Below are 16,311 nucleotides of genomic sequence, written 5' to 3'. Positions count from 1 at the left end.
GGCTGCGGGTTCTACGACATGGCCGCGGCGCGCGCGAGCCGCCTAGCGCTCGCCCACCGGCCGCCGGTGGGCGTCCAGCTCCACGGTCCAATCGGCGCGCTCGGGCATCTCGGCGAGGATCCAGCGGGTGAGGCGCTCGTAGTGGGCGACGAAGCGGCCGATGTCAGCTTCGGCCATGCCCTGGCCGGTCCGCTCGCGCAGCTTGAGCTCCTGCTCGGCCCGCCAGCCCGCCACCACCTCGAAGCTCGGCGCCTTGAGGAGCACGAGGCTGTTCAGCCGGGCGAACAGCTCCTGGTAGGGGCCGTCGAGCTGTTCGTTGACCCAGGTCCGCCAGCGGCCGTCCGGGTCCGCCTCGCGCTCCAGGTCGTTGACGGGCGTGGCCAGGGCCGCCAATCCCTGGGCGCGGGCGCCGACGCACCACCCCTCGAAGATCACCACGTCCACCGGGGTGGCCAGCGTGGTCCAGCCGCCGCGCGGCGCGCGCGTATCGGCCGCCTTGTCGAAGCGGGGCAGGGTGACCCGGCCCTTGGCGCGCAACTGGTCCAGCGTCGCCCCGGCCAGGCGCACGTCATGGGTGCCCGGCGGACCCCGCACCGCGAGCAGCGGGTGGATCTCCTTGGCGAGCTGCTGGCGCACGCCGGCCGGCAGGTAGAAGTCGTCCAGCGACAGCGCCACCGCGGTCAGGCCGCGGGCCTCCAGGAGCCGCGCCGTGGCCGCCGCGATGGTGGACTTGCCCGAGCCCTGCGCGCCGCAGAGGCCCAGAGTGGCCGTGCGCCGCCGCACCTGGCGCAGCCGCCCGGCGCGGTCGGCCAGTGGCCGGCAGACCCATTCGAAGGTGGTGCGGAAGTCCTCGGGGAGGCCCTCCGCCGCCATGAAGTCCGCCAGCCAGTCGTCGTCGCGCACGTCCGCCCCTCGTGGGGCCGCGCCCCTAGTAGCCGCCGATGACCGGCAGGATCTCGCCGGTGATGTAGCTCGACATCTGCGGCGAGGCGAGGAAGACGAACGCGGGGGCGATCTCCTCCGGCTGGGCCGGCCGCTTCATCGGCACCGAGCCGCCGAAGCTCTCGATCTCGTCCTCGACCTTGTCGGCGGGGTTCAGGGGCGTCCACACGGGGCCGGGGGCCACGCAGTTCACGCGGATGCCCTTGGGGATCAGGCTGCCCGCCAGAGAGCGGGTGAAGGCGTGGATGCCGCCCTTGGTCATCGAGTAGTCGAGCAGGTTTTTCGAGCCCTTCAGCGCCGTCTCAGAGCCGCAGTTCACGATCGCCGAGCCGGGCTTCATGTGCGGGATCGCCGCCTGGGCCATCAGGAAGTAGCCGTAGAGGTTGGTCTTCAGCGTCCGGTCGAAATGCTCCAGCGTGAGCTCGGCGATGTCGTGAGTGTGCTCCTGGAAGGCGGCGTTATTGACCAGGATGTCGAGCTTGCCGAGCTCCTGGACCGTCTTCTGCACCGCCAGCCCGACATAGGCGGGGTCGGCCACGTCGCCCGGCAGCAGGATGGCCCGGCGGCCCTCCTTCTCCACGGCCTGCTTGGTGATCTCGGCGTCCTCGTCCTCGTCGAGGTAGGCGATCGCCACGTCGGCGCCTTCGCGGGCGAACAGCACGGCCACCGCGCGACCGATGCCGGAATCGCCGCCGGTGATCAGCGCCACCTTGTCCTTCAGCTTGCCCGAGCCCTCCCAGTAGGGGGCGTCCCACATGGGCTTGAGCTCGAGGTCGCCTTCGAGGCCCGGCTTCTGGAGGTGCTGCTTGGGCATCGGCGGCGCCGGATACTCCCGCGCGCCGGCCTGCATCGGCTTGTCCTCGTCGCCCGACTCGAAGGAGCGCTGCTCGTGCTTGGCGTCCAGCGGCGCCTGGATCTCGCGCTCGGCCTGGGCGGTGCGTTCGCCTTCGGCCTCGAAGCGGCCCATATCGGAATTGCTCATCGCCTGGTCCCTCTGGTGATGGGTTTGGCGGGGCAATCCCCGGGAGCGCGGGCGGTTCCTAGCCGGCGAGCCTTTCGTAGGCCGCCAGCGCCTGGGCGAGGTCGGCGATCAGGTCGTCGGGGCTCTCCAGGCCGATGTGCAGCCGGATCAGCGGCCCGCCGTAGTCGCGCCGGAACTTCCGGCTCTTCAGCTGCGGCTCGCAGGAGATGGCCAGGCTCTCGAACCCGCCCCAGGAGAAGCCGAGCCCGAACAGGTCCAGGGCGTCCAGGAAGGCGTTGACCGCCGCCTCCGGCGCGGGCCTGAGGGCGAAGGCGAAGAGACCGCAGCCGCCGGAATAGTCGCGGGCGAACAGCTCGTGGCCCGGCGCGCCGGGCAGGGCAGGGTGGTAGACCCGCACCACCTCGGGCCGCGCCTCCAGCCAACGGGCGATCCTCAGCGCGCTCTCGCCCTGCCTGGCCAGGCGCGTGGGCAGGGTCCGGAGACCCCGCAGCATCTGGTAGGCGTCCTCCTGGCTGACCGCCCAGCCGAGATGCAGCACGCCGTCGTCCAGCCTCCGCACCAGCTCGGGATCCCGCGCCGCGGCCGAGCCCATGAAGACGTCCGAATGGCCGCCCACGTACTTGGTGAGCGCCTGGATGGAGATGTCGACGCCGTGCTCCAGCGGCCGGTAGAGGTAGCCCGCGCCCCAGGTGTTGTCGGTGGCGGTGAGGATGCCGCGCTCGCGGGCCAGCCTGGCCACGGCCGCCTGGTCCTGCATCTCGAAGGTCAGCGAGCCGGGACTCTCCATCAGGATCAGCCGCACCGCGTCCGAGGCCGCGGCCACCAGGGGGCCGGCCTCGGCCTCCGGATCGAAGTAGGTGGTCGTGACGCCGAAGCGCTTCAGGACCTGGTCGCAGAACCGGCGGGTGGGCTTGTAGATGGCGTCGGAGACCAGCACCTCGTCGCCCGCCCTCAGGACCGCCAGCAGGGCGCCGGCCAGCGCCGCCAGCCCCGATGGATAGAGCGACACCCCGACCGCGCCCTCCATGGTGGCCAGCGCGTCCTGAAGGGCGGCCTGGGCCGCCAGCCCCTGTCGGCCGTAGGTGACGTGGTGGTCGTCGTCGTAGAGCGCCTCGGCGTTGGGCAGCAGGACTGTGGAGCCCTTCTGGATCGGCGGCCCCACGGTCTTCACGAGGCCCTTCGGCGCGGTCCCGGCGCGGATCAGTCGGGTTTCTTCGTCCATGCGGGGTTGCGGGCCCAAGCGACGCTGGCGAAAGTGCCGGGGGCACTTAGAGCCTCACGGTTCCCGCGATCAAGGAGCAGGGATGAACAGGCGCCTGGCGGCGACGGCGATGATGAGCCTGTGCCTGGCGGCCTGCGAGCGCCAGGAGACCCCCGCGCCCCCGCCCGCCCAGCCCGCGCCGAAGGCCACGACCGCGGCGGCGACCTACAAGCCGGCGGAGAGCCCGACGCTCGCCGAGGTCCGCAGGCGCGGCTATGTGCGCTGCGGCGTCCATCCGGGCCTGCCGGGCTTCGCCTTCCCGGACGTCCGCGGCGTCTGGCGGGGCTTCGACGTGGACATCTGCCGGGCGGTGGCCGCGGCTACGCTGGGCGACGCGGCCAAGGTGCGCTTCATCCCGATCACCGCCCAGGACCGGTTCAGCGCCCTGCAGAAGGGCCAGATCGACCTCCTGTCGCGCAACACCTCCTGGACCTTCGCCCGCGACGCCGGCCTGGGCGTCGATTTCGCCGCGGTCACCTACTACGACGGCCAGGGCTTCCTCGCTCCGCGCACCCTGGGGATCGCCAGCGCCGAGGAGCTCTCCGGCGCGCGCATCTGCGTCCAGGCGGGCACCGCCAGCGAGGCGAACCTCTCGGAGTGGTTCAACGTCCGGGGCCTGCGCTACCGACCCGTCACGGCGGCCTCGGAGGAGGAGGCCCGCCGGCTCTACGAGAGCGAGGCCTGCGACGTGTTCAGCGCCGACATCTCGGCGCTCGCGGCCTCCCGCTCGGTGATGAGCAATCCCGGCGCCCACGTGATCCTGCCCAATGTGATCTCCAAGGAGCCGCTGGGGCCGGTCGTGCGGCAGGGCGACCCCACCTGGACCGACATCGTCCGCTGGACGGTGCACGCCACCGTGCTCGCCGAGGAACTGGGCCTCACCTCCCGCACCGTCGAGGCGGCCCGCGAGACCGTCACCGATCCCCAGGCCCGGCGCCTCCTGGGCCTCGACGGCGACCTCGGCCCGCTGCTCGGGCTCCCGAAGGACTGGGCCTATCAGGTGATCAAGCAGGTTGGCGCCTACCACGAGATCTTCCGCCGGGATGTGGGCGCCGACTCCGGGCTCAACCTCGATCGAGGCCTCAACGCCCTGTGGAGCGCGCCCAAGCCCGGCCTGATGTACGCCCCGCCGATGCGCTGAGCCCTTAGAGCTCCATGACCATGGCGCAGCGGTCCTTCAGGCCGCGCGCCGCCTCGCCCGCCAGCAGCGCCGCGATCTCCCGCGGCGCCGGGTCCCAGATGCGGAATCCGGCGGAGGCGTAGAAGGGTCCGTTGAAGGGCACGTTCCGGAAGGTCGTCAGGCTGAGGCGGCGGAAGGCCCGATCGCGGGCCCAGGCGACCACCCGCTCGAGCATCCGCCGGCCGAGGCCCTGGCCCTGGTGGCCCTGGGCCACGGCGAACTCGTCGATGTGCAGCCGATCGCCGTGCACGGTGGCGCCGAGGAAGGCCTCGACGCGCCCCTGGTCCGTCGCCACCCAGAGCGTTCCGGCCGCCTGCCGCCCCGCCCAGGCCTCCGGCGGGGTGAACTCGGTCAGCACGGCCGCCGGCACGTCGAGCCCATGGAACGACTGGGCCGCGGAGAGCTCCACCCGGGGAAGCTCGGTCAGGTCGGCGACGTGGGCGAGGCGGATCTCTATGGGTCAGGCTCCGGTGACGACCTCAGTGTCCGTGCGGCCGCCCCATTCCGTCCAGGAGCCGTCGTAGACCGCCACGTCGTCGCGGCCGAGCCGCGCCAGCGCCAGCGCCAGCAGCGCCGCGGAGACGCCGGAGCCGCAGGTGGTGACGATCGGTCCGGTGAGGTCCACGCCCGCGGCCTCGAAGGCCGCGCGGAGCTCGTCCGCGGCCTTCATCGTACCGTCGGGGTTCACCAGCTGGCCCCAGGGGACGTTGCAGGCGCCCGGCATGTGCCCGGACCGCAGCCCGGCCCGCGGCTCGGGCGCCTCGCCGCGGAAGCGGGCGGCGGGGCGGGCGTCCACCAGCTGGGCCTCCCGGCGGGCCAGCAGGTTCTTCACCGCGCCCAGGTCGCGGACCAGCCGCGGGTCCTGCGCCGACTCCAGTTCGCTCACTGCCGGGGCGGCCGGCTCGGTCTCCACCGGGCGGCCTTCGGCGCGCCACGCCTTCAGCCCGCCGTCGAGCACCCGGACCTCGGGAAATCCCATGGTGCGCAGCGTCCACCAGACCCGCGGGGCGGAGAAGATCCCATGGGCGTCGTAGACCACCACCGTCCTGTCCCGGCGCAGCCCGAGCCGCCCGGCCGCCTCGGCGAAAGCCCGCGGCTCCGGCAGCATGTGCGGCAGGCCGCTCGACCGGTCGGCGATCTCGTCGATGTCGAAGAACACCGCGCCCGGGATGTGCCCGGCGGCGTAGCTGTCGCGGCCGACGCCTTCGCCCGGCATGAACCAGGTGGCGTCCACCACCTGCACCTGCGCAGAGCCCAGGCGTTCGGCAAGCCAGGCTGTGGAGACCAGCGGGTCGGTCATGCGAGCCAGGTGGGGAGGGGAAGCCCCTTCTCCTGCAGGAAGCCGGGATTGTAGATTTTCGACTGGTAGCGCTGGCCGTGGTCGCAGAGCACGGTCACGACGGTGTGCCCGGGCCCCAGGTCCTTGGCCATGCGGATCGCGCCGGCCACGTTCACGCCCGTCGAGCCGCCCATCACCAGGCCCTCGTGCTCCACGAGGTCGTAGATGGCCAGCAGCATCTCCTCGTCGGAAATCCGGTAGGCCCGGTCGATCTTCAGACCCTCCAGGTTGGCGGTGATCCGCCCCTGGCCGATGCCCTCGCTGATCGAGCTGCCCTCCGACTTCAGCTCGCCGTCGGTGTAGTAGGCGTAGAGCGCCGCGCCGTGCGGGTCGGCCAGGCCGATCGCCACCTCCGGCTTGCGCGCCCGCAGCGCCTGGGCGACGCCGGCCAGCGTTCCGCCGGAGCCCACGGCGCAGATGAAGGCGTCCACCTTGCCGTCGGTCTGGTCCCAGATCTCGGGGCCCGTGCCGTGCAGGTGCGCCTCGCGGTTGGCGACATTGTCGAACTGGTTGGCCCAGACCGCGCCGCCCGGCTCCGACGCATCAAGTTCTTCAGCCAACCGCCCGGAATACTTCACATAGTTCATCGGGTTGGCGTAGGGGACGGCGTCCACCTCCACCAGCTCCGCGCCATAGAGCCGGATGGCGTCCTTCTTCTCCTGGCTCTGCGTGCGGGGGATGACGATGGTGCACTTGTAGCCCAGCGCCTTTCCGACCATGGCCAGGCCGATGCCGGTGTTGCCCGCCGTGCCCTCGACGATCCGGCCGCCGGGGCGAAGCCGCCCGGACTGCTCAGCGTCGCGGATGATGTAGAGGGCCGCGCGGTCCTTCACCGACTGTCCCGGGTTCATGAACTCGGCCTTGGCGAGGATCTCGCAGCCGGTGGCCTCGCTCGCCCGGTTCAGGCGGATGAGGGGCGTGTTTCCGATGGCGTCCAGGACGCTGCTGGCGACTTGCATGGCTCGCTACTTAAGCGCGGCGGGCGCTTGCGAACAGGGGCGGTCAGGCCCTGGCGAGGCTGAGTTGCACCACATCGGTCTGGCCGGTGCGGAATCCCGCCTCGCAGTAGCTGAGGTAGAAGCGCCAGAGCCGGCGGAAGCGCTCGTCGAAACCCTGCCGCCGGATGTCGTCCCAGGCCGCCTCGAAGCGCTGCGCCCAGGACGCCAGGGTGTCGGCGTAGTGCTGGCCGAAGCGGCTGATCCCGCGCCAGTCCAGGCCGGCCCGGTCGGTCTCCGCCTTCAGGCGGGCCTCCGACGGCAGCATGCCGCCCGGGAAGACGTACTTCTGGATGAAGTCGGCGCGGCGCTGGTACTCCGTGAACAGCTCGTCGCGGATGGTGATGATCTGCAGGCCCGCGCGGCCGCCGGGCGTCAGGCTCTCGCGGATCTTGCCGAAGTAGGCGGGCCAGTAGCGCTCGCCCACCGCCTCGAACATCTCGATGGAAGCCACCCGGTCGAAGCGGCCCGCCACGTCGCGGTAGTCCACCAGCCGGATGTCGGCCCGCTCGGCGAGGCCCTGTTCGAACATCCGGCGGCGGGCGAAGTCGAACTGCTCCCGCGAGATGGTGATGCCGGTCACCCGCGCGCCGACGTCGCGAGCCGCGTACTCGGCGAAGCCGCCCCAGCCACAGCCGATCTCCAGCACGTGGTGGTCGGGCGAGAGATCCATGCCCTCGGCGAGCGTGCGGTACTTGTGGCGCTGGGCCTCGTCCAGCGGCTGGCCCGGCCGCTCGAAGCGCGCCGAGGAGTAGGTCATGGTCGGGTCCAGCCAGCGCGAGTAGAAGGCGTTCCCCAGGTCGTAGTGGGCGTGGATGTTGCGCTTGGACCCGGCGCGCGTGTTGCGGTTCAGGGCGTGGAGGATGCGGTTCACCGCCCGCATCAGCGCCCCGCCATGGGTCACCCGACGCAGGCGCTCGAAGTTCAGGGCAAAGGCGGTGAGCAGGGCCGAGAGGTCCGGCGTCTCCCACTCGCCGGCCATGTAGCCCTCGGCGAAGCCGATGTCCCCGGACGCCAGCACCCGGCGCATGAAGCGGAAGTCGCGCACCACCAGCCGGCCATGTGGCCCGGGCTCGCGGCCCTCCAGCGGCAGCTCACGGCCCGACGGCAGGACGAAGGTCAGCCGGCCGACCCCCCAGTTGCGGGCGATCACCCGCAGCGCGAAGCGGAAAGGCGAGGGGGCGCCCCTCAGCTCAGGCAGTCGGCCAAAGGCCCGCGGGTCCGCGGCGAGGGCCGTCAGTGAAGTCTCGTGGGCGACGCTCATGGCACGCACTCCCCCGGAAACTGGGTTTAAGCATAACACCGGTCACCCAAGATCCGGGAAGAGCCGATTCGTATTTGCATACGGACGCGGCGGCCCGGCGGATGCGCGAAAGGCGCTTGTGAAGCCGCGCGGGCCGCGCCACTTAGCCGCCAGCCGACCCACCGCCCGCGAGGACCCGCCATGGCCGCCCTGACCCTGGACCGCTGGAAGCTCGCCATCGGCGACGGCCAGCCGCTCGTGGTGATCGCCGGCCTCAATGTGCTGGAGGATCTGGACCTGGCGCTGCGGGTCGGCGGCGAGCTCAAGGCGGTCACCGCCGAGCTCGGCCTGCCGTACGTGTTCAAGGCCAGCTACGACAAGGCCAACCGCTCCTCGATCACCAGCTACCGCGGCCCGGGCCTCGCCGAGGGCCTGAAGATGCTCGCCGAGGTGAAGCGCCAGCTCGACGTGCCGATCGCCACCGACATCCACGCGCCGGAGGAGGCCGAACCCGTCGCGGCGGTCGCCGACCTGGTGCAGATCCCCGCCTTCCTCTGCCGCCAGACGGACCTCGTCGTCGCCGCGGCGCGCGCCACCCACGCCGCCGGCGGCTGGCTGCACGTCAAGAAGGGCCAGTTCCTCGCCCCCTGGGACGCGAAGAACATCGTCTCCAAGGTGAAGGAGGCCACCGGCGGCGCGGAGCTGACGGTCCTGTGCGAGCGCGGCAATTCCTTCGGCTACAACAACCTCGTCGTCGACATGCTGGGCATCGGCGAGATGAAGAAGCTGGGCGTGCCGGTGACCATCGACGCCACCCACGCGGTCCAGCTCCCGGGCGCCGATCCGCGCACCGGTGGCGCCTCCACCGGCGGCCGGCGCGAGGGCGTGGCGGTGATCGCCAAGGCGGCGGTCGCCTCCGGCGCCGACGGCGTCTTCCTGGAATTCCACCCGGATCCGGACAAGGCGCTCTGCGACGGGCCCAGCTGCCTGCCGCTGTCGGGCGCCCGCGAGCTGCTCGCCACCCTGAAGGCCGTCCACGCCGCGGTGGCCGGCTAGCGCCGCGGCTTGACCCGCCGCACAACGCGCCGCACACGCTAGGCCCATGGACCTTTCCGCCCTGCAGCACCTCCTGGGCCTGGCGCCCGGCCGGCGCGTGGTGTGCGTCGGCGACGTGATGGTCGACCGCTTCGTCTACGGCGAGGTGAGCCGCATCTCCCCCGAGGCCCCGATCCCGGTGCTCACCCGCTCGCGCGAGACGGTGATGCTGGGCGCGGCCGGCAACGTGGCGCGCAACGTCGCCGCGCTCGGCGGCTCGGTGGCGCTGGTCGGCCTGATCGGCGGCGACGCCGAGGGCCATGAGGCCATGCGCCTGGTGGGCGAGGAGAGCGGCATCGAGGGCTACCTCGTCACCGACCCCGGCCGGCCGACGACGCTCAAGACCCGCTACGTCTCCGGCCAGCAGCAGCTGCTGCGCGTCGACCTGGAGGAGAGCCGGCCGGTCGACGGCGACTGCGAGCAGCGCCTGGTTCGCACCGTGCGCGACGCCATCGACGGCGCGGGCGTGATCCTGCTGTCCGACTACGGCAAGGGCGTGGTCACCGACGCGATGATCGCCGCCTGCCTGGAGGCCGCCCGCGCGGGCAAGGCGAAGGTGGTGGTGGATTCCAAGGCCCGCTCCTTCGCCCGCTACGGCGCCGTGGACCTGATCAAGCCCAACGCGCTCGAGCTCGCCCACGCCACGGACATGCCCACCGGCACGGACGCCCAGGTGGAGGCAGCGCTCGCCCGCGCGCTCGAGCTCTGGGACGCCAGGGCGGTCCTCGTGACCCGCGCCGCCAAGGGCATCTCGCTGGCCGTCCGCGGCGAGCCGGTGCGCCACTTCCCGACGGTCTCGCGCGAGGTCTTCGACGTCTCCGGGGCCGGCGACACGACGCTGGCCGCGCTGGGCCTGGCGCTCGCGGCCGAGGCGCCGCTGGACGACGCCATCGCCTTCGCCCAGCTCGCCGCCGGCGTGGCCGTGGGCAAGGTCGGCACCGCCACCGTCAGTCCCGAGGAGCTGGTGGAGGCCGCCATCTCGGCCCACCTGGCGCCCGCCGAGGCCAAGGTCGCCACGCCGCAGCGCATGGCCGACGAGGTGGCCCGCTGGCGCGCCAAGGGGCTGCGCGTGGGCTTCACCAACGGCTGCTTCGACATCCTGCACAAGGGCCACGTGGCCTACCTCGGCCAGGCGCGCGCCTGGTGCGACCGGCTGATCGTCGGCCTGAACTCCGACGCCTCGGTGCGCGCCCTGAAGGGCGAGGGCCGGCCGGTGAACGACCTGGAGAGCCGGGCCATCGTGCTGGCGGGCCTGGGCAGCGTCGACCTCGTGGTGCCGTTCGAGGAGTCCACGCCGCTCAAGCTCATCGAGGCCGCCCGGCCCGACGTTCTGGTCAAGGGCGCCGACTATTCCGAGGAGCAGGTGGTCGGCGGCGACCTCGTGAAGGCCTGGGGCGGCGAGGTGAAGCTCGCCGAGATCGTCGAGGGCTATTCCACCACCGCCGCCATCAGCCGCATGACGCGCAAGGAACAGGCATGACCCGCCGCATCGTCTTCGTCACCGGCGGCGCCGGCTTCATCGGCTCCAACATCGTGGCCCGGCTCGCCGAGGACCGCGACCTCGACGTCGTCGTCTGCGACCGACTGCGCGAGGCCGAGCTCGGCAAGTGGCGCAACATCGCCAAGCACCCGATCGGCGACTTCGTGGCCCCTGAGGCCATGTTCGACTGGCTGGAGAAGCGCTGGCGCGACGTGGAGATGGTCGTCCACATGGCCGCCGTCTCGTCGACCACCGAGCCGGACGCCGACAAGATCGTCCACTCCAACTTCACGCTCTCCCGCGACCTGTTCCGCTGGTGCGCCGACCGCCAGCGCCGGCTGGTCTACGCCTCCTCCGCCGCCACCTACGGCGCGGGTGAGCACGGCTTCGACGACGACAACAGCTACGAGGGCCTGACGCGGCTTCGCCCGCTCAACACCTACGGCTGGTCCAAGGCGATGTTCGACATCTTCGCCGCCCGTCAGGCGGCCCGCGACTACGCCCCGCCGCAGTGGGTCGGCCTGAAGTTCTTCAACGTCTACGGGCCCAACGAGGAGCACAAGCACTCGATGAAGTCGGTGGCCTCGCAGATCTGGCCGCACGTGCGCGAGGGCCACTCGGTCCAGCTCTTCAAGAGCTACCGCCCGGACGTGCCCGACGGCGGCCAGAAGCGCGACTTCGTCTACGTCCGCGACGCCGCCGACGTGACCCGCTGGCTCTACGACAACCCGCGGGTGAACGGGATCTACAACCTGGGCTCGGGTACGGCGCGGACCTTCGAGGAGATGGCCCGCCAGGTGTTCGCCGCGGCCGGCAAGAACGCCCAGATCGACTACACGCCCATGCCGCCGGCGATCCGCGACAAGTACCAGTATTTCACCGAGGCGAAGATGGACCGCCTGTTCCAGGCCGGTTACCCCAAGCCCATGACCTCGCTGGAGGAGGGGATCGGCGAATACGTCGGCCGCTACCTCTCCCAGCCGGACCCGTACCGCTGACGATGGCGCCGCTGCCGCGCCGCACCCGGTGGCTGGCCGTCTTCGTGGTGGGCGTGACGCTCGTGCTGGGCGTCGCCACCGGAGTCTTCTGGGGCGACCTCCGGCGCACGGCGCTCGATCCCAAGGTGCCGTTCCAGACCTACGAGCCGCCGCCAGCCCCGGACTACGCCAGTCGCTCGGCCTGGGCCCTGATGCCCACCACCCCGGACGGGGTCGCCTCGGGCGAGCCCGCCGTGGACGTCTTCTTCGTCTCGCCCACCACCTATGACGGCGGCGAGCACTGGAACGCGCCGATCGACGACGGCCGCGCCGACCGGCTGTTCCGCCACAGCATGGCGCCCAACTACGCGGGGCCCTTCGTGCGGGTGGGGCGGATCTTCGCTCCCCGGTACCGCCAGGCCAGCCTCTACAGCCTGCTCACCCTGCGCGAGGACGCCCGCGAGGCCCGGCGCTTCGCCTACGGCGACGTGGCCCAGGCCTTCCGCACCTACCTTGCCCGCTACAGCCGCGGCCGGCCATTCATCGTCGTGGGTGTGGAGCAGGGCGGCACGCTGGCCGCGCGCCTGCTGGACGAGGAGATCGCCCTGGATCCGGCGCTGCGTGGCCGCCTCGTCGCCGCCTACCTCATCGAGACCGTGGTCCCGGCCGACGCGCCGCCGGTCACGCCCTGCATGGGCCCGGGCCAGGCCGGCTGTCTCGCCGCCTGGGCCAGCGTCAACAGCGCCGAGTTCGAGCGCGCCCAGGTGCTGCTCGACCGGGCCCTGGTGTGGACGCCGCAGGGCGACCTGGAGAACCTCGGCGACCGGCCGGCGCTCTGTTTCAACCCGATCCTCAGCGCCACCACGGACGAACCCGCCCCGGCCCGGCTGCACCGCGGCGCGGCCAACGCCACCGACCTGGAGTGGGGCGCGAGGCCGGCCTTCATGGCCCGCCAGGTGTCCGCCCGCTGCGAGGGTGGCGTGCTGCGGGTCTCGGCGCCGCGCTCGGCGGCGCTGAAGCGCACCGGCTCCTGGGCCGACCGGCGCAAGGTCCCCGGCTACAACCTCTTCTATGCGGACCTGGAGGCCGATGCGAAGGGCCGGGTCGCCACCTTCGCCGACCGTTAGGGACCCGACAGAGCGGCGCAGGCGTTCTCCCGTCACAACCGGGAGATACCCATGAAGAACACCACCCTAGCCGGCCTGGCCGCTGTCGCCGCCCTCACGCTCGGCGGCGCCGCCGTCGCCCAGGGCGCGGCCCAGCACCAGCACGGCCAGCACGCCCAGGGCCAGATGAAGCAGGGCGAGATGAAGCACGCGCCGGGCCAGATGAAGCACGGCGAGCACGGCATGATGATGAAGGGGGACATGTCCATGCACGGCGGCCCCGCCGGCCAGGACAACATGCGCGCCATGCACGACATGCATCAGGCCATGATGAAGGCTACGGATCGCGATCCCGACCGCGCCTTCGCCAAGATGATGATCGAGCACCACAAGGGCGGCATCGCCATGGCCGAGGTGCTTACGAAGCATGGCGATGACGCCGAGCTGAAGCGGATGGCCCAGAAGACCATCGAGATGCAGCGCAAGGAGGTCGGCGAGCTGCAGGGCTGGCTGGACCGCCACGGCGGCCGCTGACGCCTTGGCGCCTCGCGCCTGAGGCCTCATGGTCGCGCCTCCATGTCCAGGAGGCGTGACCATGCCGGCCAATCGTCAGATCGTGCTCGACGAGCTCCCGCAGGGGCCGCTGTCGCCTGAGCACTTCCGCCTCGCCGAGTCCGAGCGGCCGACGCCGGGCGAGGGCGAGGCCCTGCTGAAGATCCGCTACGTCTCGCTGGACGCCGCCAACCGCGCCTGGATGCAGGGCGCGACCTACCGCTCGGCGCTCAACGCGGGCCAGGTGATGGCCGGCGGCGCGCTCGCCGAGGTCGTCGAGGCGAACGGCTCCGATCTGAAGCCCGGCGACCTCGTCTTCGCCGACACCGGCTGGCAGGAATACGCCGTCCTGCCGGCGAAGCGGCTGGCCAAGCTGCCGGCGCTGGAGCCGATGACCCACCTGCTCAGTGTCTATGGCGTGGCAGGTCTCACGGCCTATTTCGGCCTGCTGGAATGCGGCCAGCCGAAGGCCGGGGAGACCGTGGTGGTCTCCGCCGCGGCCGGCTCGGTGGGCTCGATCGTCGGCCAGATCGCCAAGCTCAAGGGCTGCCGGGTGGTCGGCATCGCCGGCGGGGAAGCGAAGGGCCGCTGGCTCACCGAGGAGCTCGGGTTCGACGCCGCCGTCGACTACAAGGCCGGGAACCTCCGCCAGCAGTTCAAGGAGGTCCTGCCGAACGGCATCGACGTCTACTTCGACAACGTGGGGGGCGACGTCTTCGAGGCCTGCCTTTTCGCCATGAACACCCACGGGCGGATCGCCTGCTGCGGGGCCGTGTCCCAATACGATGGCGCACCCCCGCAGCACGGGCCGCGCGGCGTGCCGGGCCTGATCGTCACCAAGCGGCTGACCCTGCGCGGCTTCATCGTCTCCGATTTCGACGCCCAGCGCGACCAGGCCCTGAAGGACCTCCAGCAGTGGGTCGCGGAAGGAAAGCTCAAGGTCCAGGAGGACGTTCTGGAGGGGCTCGAGACGCTTCCCCAGGCCCTCGTCGGCCTGCTGCACGGGGAGAACCGCGGCAAGCGCATGGTCAAGGTCGCCTAGCCGGCCGACTTGAGCGCCATCCCGGCCTTCCAGTCGAACAACTCCTCCAGCACGCGCAGCGCCTTGCCGCGCGGGCTCGTGAGCTGCGGATCGCGGCCGATGATCAGCCGCGCGTCGTCGCCGGCCGCGGCGATCAGGTCCCGGTGGGCGATCGGGTCGGCGAAGACGTAGTCCGGGAAGCCCGACTGGCGCAGGCCCAGCGCATCGCCGCCGCCGCGCAGCTCCAGGTCGGTCTCGGCGATCAGGAAGCCGTCGTCCGTGCGCCGCAGGATGTCGAGCCGCTTCTGGGCGGTCTCCGACAGCGGCGGGTCGTAAAGCAGCACGCAGGCGCTCTCGCGGCTGCCCCGGCCCACCCGGCCGCGGAGCTGGTGCAGCTGGGCCAGGCCGAACCGCTCGGCCTGCTCGATCACCATGATGGTGGCGTTGGGCACGTTGACGCCCACCTCGACGACGGTCGTGGCGACCAGCACCGAGAGCTTGCCGTCGGCGAACTCGGCCATCACCGCGTCCTTGGCGGCGGCCGGCATCTTGCCGTGGATCAGGCCGACGCTTGGTCCGATCCGTTCGCGCAGCTCCGCGGCCCGGGTTTCGGCGGCCTTCAGGTCCACCAGCTCGCTCTCGGACACCAGCGGGCAGATCCAGAAGGCCTGGGCGCCGGCCTGCACCACCTCGTGGAGCCGCGCCTCCACCTCGGCGATCCGGGTCATCGGCATGGCGCGGGTGGCCACCGGCGTGCGGCCCGGCGGCTTCTCGTCGATGCGCGAGACGTCGAGGTCCCCGTAGACGGTCAGCTCCAGCGTGCGCGGGATCGGCGTCGCCGACATGGCCAGCAGGTGCACCGCCTGGCCCTTGGCCTGCAGCCGCTGGCGCTCGGCCACCCCGAACCGGTGCTGCTCGTCGATCACCGCCAGCTGCAGGCGGTGGAAGGCGACGTCGTCCTGGAACAGGGCGTGGGTGCCGACCGCCACCTGCACCGCTCCGCTCGCCAGCGCCCGGAGCTTCTCGGCCCGGCCCGCGCCCTTGTCCCGCCCGGTCAGCAGGATCACGCCCACGCCGTGGTCGGTGAGCGGGCCCTGGATGGTCTCGAAGTGCTGCCGCGCGAGGATCTCGGTGGGCGCCATCAGCGCCGTCTGCCCGCCCGCGGACGCCACGTCGGCCATGGCGCACATGGCCACCACCGTCTTGCCGGATCCCACGTCACCCTGGATCAGCCGGCTCATCCGCTCGCCGCCGGCCAGGTCGGCGCGGATCTCGGCGAGCGCGCGGGTCTGGGCGCCGGTGAAGGCGAACGGCAGGTCGCCGCGGATCCGCTCCGCCGTCTCGCTGGCCGGGATCCGCACTGCCGGCTCACGCCGGCGTTCGGCGCGGCGCTGGGCCATGGCCAGCTGCTGGGCCAGCAGCTCGTCGTAGGCCAGCCGGCGGTAGTGGCGGGAGAGGGGAGAGAGGTCGGCTTCGCTCTCGGGTCCGTGCAGCCGCGCGATCGCCTCGCGCCAGGGCGGCAGCTTCTCGCGGGCCAGCCAGGCGGGGTCCTGCCACTCGGGCAGCTCGGGCGCGCGCTCCAGCGCCTCCTGGGCGAACACCCGTACGCGCCGGGCCGGAAGCCCCTCGGTGGCCGGATAGATCGGCTCCAGCTCGGGGATGTCCCCGGCCTTGCCGGGCTCCACCATGTAATCGGGGTGGACCATCTGGCGGCCGAACTTCTGGTCCTCGACCTTGCCTGAGATGATCCGCTTCGCGCCCACGGGATGGCGCTGCTCCAGCTGGTCGGCGAAGCGGCCGAAGAACACCAGCGTCAGGAAGCCGGTGGGGTCGGAGACCCGCACCCGCCAGGGCTGGGCGCTGCTGCGCGGCCGCTCGTAGGCGTCGATGGTGACGTCGAAGGTCATCACCTGGCCGTCGACCGCCGCGGAGATGTCGGCCGGCGTGCGCACGACGAGCGAGTGCGGCTTCAGGAACAGCACGTCGCGCACGATCGGCCCCGCGAGCCGCTCCAGCAGGGGGGCGACGCGCGGGCCCACCCCCTTCAGGGAGGTGATCGGCGCAAAAAGCGGGAACAGAATCTCCGGCCGCATCCTTCGAACATAGCTGACTGGCGCCGGCGTCACGCGCGCTCTATA

15 protein-coding genes are annotated in these 16,311 nt (G+C 71.9%); 7 read left to right on the top strand and 8 right to left on the bottom strand.

The genetic code is table 11. The features are described 5' to 3' along the window. Positions 1 to 42: 42 nt before the first annotated feature. Genes VM685_RS12460 through metC form a run of 3 tightly spaced genes read right to left on the bottom strand, consistent with a single transcriptional unit; the run spans position 43 to position 3,146 of the window. On the bottom strand, positions 43 to 903 hold the full coding sequence (locus VM685_RS12460; protein ID WP_325460487.1) for a kinase: 861 nt from the start codon (positions 901 to 903) through the stop codon (positions 43 to 45). Between the two features lie 25 nt (positions 904 to 928). Continuing rightward, positions 929 to 1,924: an SDR family oxidoreductase gene (locus tag VM685_RS12455; protein WP_325460486.1), complete on the bottom strand. Its 996-nt coding sequence runs from the start codon at positions 1,922 to 1,924 to the stop codon at positions 929 to 931. Between the two features lie 58 nt (positions 1,925 to 1,982). Next, positions 1,983 to 3,146 (bottom strand): cystathionine beta-lyase, encoded by a 1,164-nt coding sequence (gene metC / locus VM685_RS12450; protein ID WP_325460485.1) that lies wholly within the window; start codon positions 3,144 to 3,146, stop codon positions 1,983 to 1,985. An 82-nt stretch (positions 3,147 to 3,228) separates the two neighbouring features. Between metC and VM685_RS12445 the strand changes: the two genes are divergently transcribed. Continuing rightward, complete coding sequence (locus tag VM685_RS12445; RefSeq protein ID WP_325460484.1) at positions 3,229 to 4,326, top strand: amino acid ABC transporter substrate-binding protein; 1,098 nt, start codon at positions 3,229 to 3,231, stop codon at positions 4,324 to 4,326. Between the two features lie 4 nt (positions 4,327 to 4,330). Here VM685_RS12445 and VM685_RS12440 read toward each other — a convergent pair whose 3' ends face one another. From VM685_RS12440 to VM685_RS12425, 4 genes are read right to left on the bottom strand one after another with little or no spacing between them, the layout of a single operon-like run. Continuing rightward, positions 4,331 to 4,774 carry a GNAT family N-acetyltransferase gene (locus VM685_RS12440; protein ID WP_325460483.1) on the bottom strand — a complete coding sequence of 148 codons (444 nt, stop codon included), beginning with the start codon at positions 4,772 to 4,774 and terminating at the stop codon, positions 4,331 to 4,333. A 51-nt stretch (positions 4,775 to 4,825) separates the two neighbouring features. Next, positions 4,826 to 5,665 (bottom strand): 3-mercaptopyruvate sulfurtransferase, encoded by an 840-nt coding sequence (sseA, locus tag VM685_RS12435; RefSeq protein ID WP_325460482.1) that lies wholly within the window; start codon positions 5,663 to 5,665, stop codon positions 4,826 to 4,828. Further along, positions 5,662 to 6,663, bottom strand: coding sequence for a cysteine synthase A (locus tag VM685_RS12430; RefSeq protein WP_325460481.1), 1,002 nt, complete (start codon positions 6,661 to 6,663; stop codon positions 5,662 to 5,664). The genes sseA and VM685_RS12430 overlap by 4 nt, the downstream gene beginning before the upstream one ends. A 43-nt stretch (positions 6,664 to 6,706) precedes the next feature. Continuing rightward, entirely contained in the window at positions 6,707 to 7,963 is a 1,257-nt protein-coding gene (locus VM685_RS12425) for a cyclopropane-fatty-acyl-phospholipid synthase family protein (protein WP_325460480.1), read from the bottom strand. A 180-nt stretch (positions 7,964 to 8,143) separates the two neighbouring features. Here VM685_RS12425 and kdsA point away from each other — a divergent pair, with 180 nt between their 5' ends. The 6 genes from kdsA (at position 8,144) to VM685_RS12395 (ending at position 14,194) form a co-directional block, all read left to right on the top strand. After that, the gene (gene kdsA, locus VM685_RS12420) at positions 8,144 to 8,998 is read left to right on the top strand and encodes a 3-deoxy-8-phosphooctulonate synthase (protein WP_325460479.1); all 855 of its coding nucleotides are present in this window, start codon (positions 8,144 to 8,146) and stop codon (positions 8,996 to 8,998) included. A gap of 46 nt (positions 8,999 to 9,044) precedes the next feature. Continuing rightward, the gene (gene rfaE2 / locus VM685_RS12415) at positions 9,045 to 10,517 is read left to right on the top strand and encodes a D-glycero-beta-D-manno-heptose 1-phosphate adenylyltransferase (protein ID WP_325460478.1); all 1,473 of its coding nucleotides are present in this window, start codon (positions 9,045 to 9,047) and stop codon (positions 10,515 to 10,517) included. Beyond that, complete coding sequence (gene rfaD, locus VM685_RS12410) at positions 10,514 to 11,515, top strand: ADP-glyceromanno-heptose 6-epimerase (RefSeq protein WP_325460477.1); 1,002 nt, start codon at positions 10,514 to 10,516, stop codon at positions 11,513 to 11,515. Before rfaE2 ends, rfaD begins: the two co-directional genes overlap by 4 nt. Positions 11,516 to 11,517: 2 nt before the next feature. Then, positions 11,518 to 12,621: a DUF3089 domain-containing protein gene (locus tag VM685_RS12405; protein WP_325460476.1), complete on the top strand. Its 1,104-nt coding sequence runs from the start codon at positions 11,518 to 11,520 to the stop codon at positions 12,619 to 12,621. Positions 12,622 to 12,672: 51 nt separating this feature from the next. Next, entirely contained in the window at positions 12,673 to 13,134 is a 462-nt protein-coding gene (locus tag VM685_RS12400) for a DUF305 domain-containing protein (protein ID WP_325460475.1), read from the top strand. A 61-nt stretch (positions 13,135 to 13,195) separates the two neighbouring features. Further along, complete coding sequence (locus tag VM685_RS12395; protein ID WP_325460474.1) at positions 13,196 to 14,194, top strand: NADP-dependent oxidoreductase; 999 nt, start codon at positions 13,196 to 13,198, stop codon at positions 14,192 to 14,194. Here VM685_RS12395 and recG read toward each other — a convergent pair. Next, a complete protein-coding gene (gene recG, locus VM685_RS12390) occupies positions 14,191 to 16,266 on the bottom strand; it encodes an ATP-dependent DNA helicase RecG (RefSeq protein ID WP_325460473.1) in 2,076 nt (691 codons plus the stop codon). The two genes, VM685_RS12395 and recG, sit on opposite strands and share 4 nt — an antisense overlap. Positions 16,267 to 16,311: the final 45 nt, after the last annotated feature.

The organism is Phenylobacterium sp., from assembly GCF_035539035.1.
In the GTDB taxonomy this organism is placed as follows: domain Bacteria; phylum Pseudomonadota; class Alphaproteobacteria; order Caulobacterales; family Caulobacteraceae; genus Phenylobacterium.
This window is presented reverse-complemented; position numbering and strand designations above follow the sequence as displayed.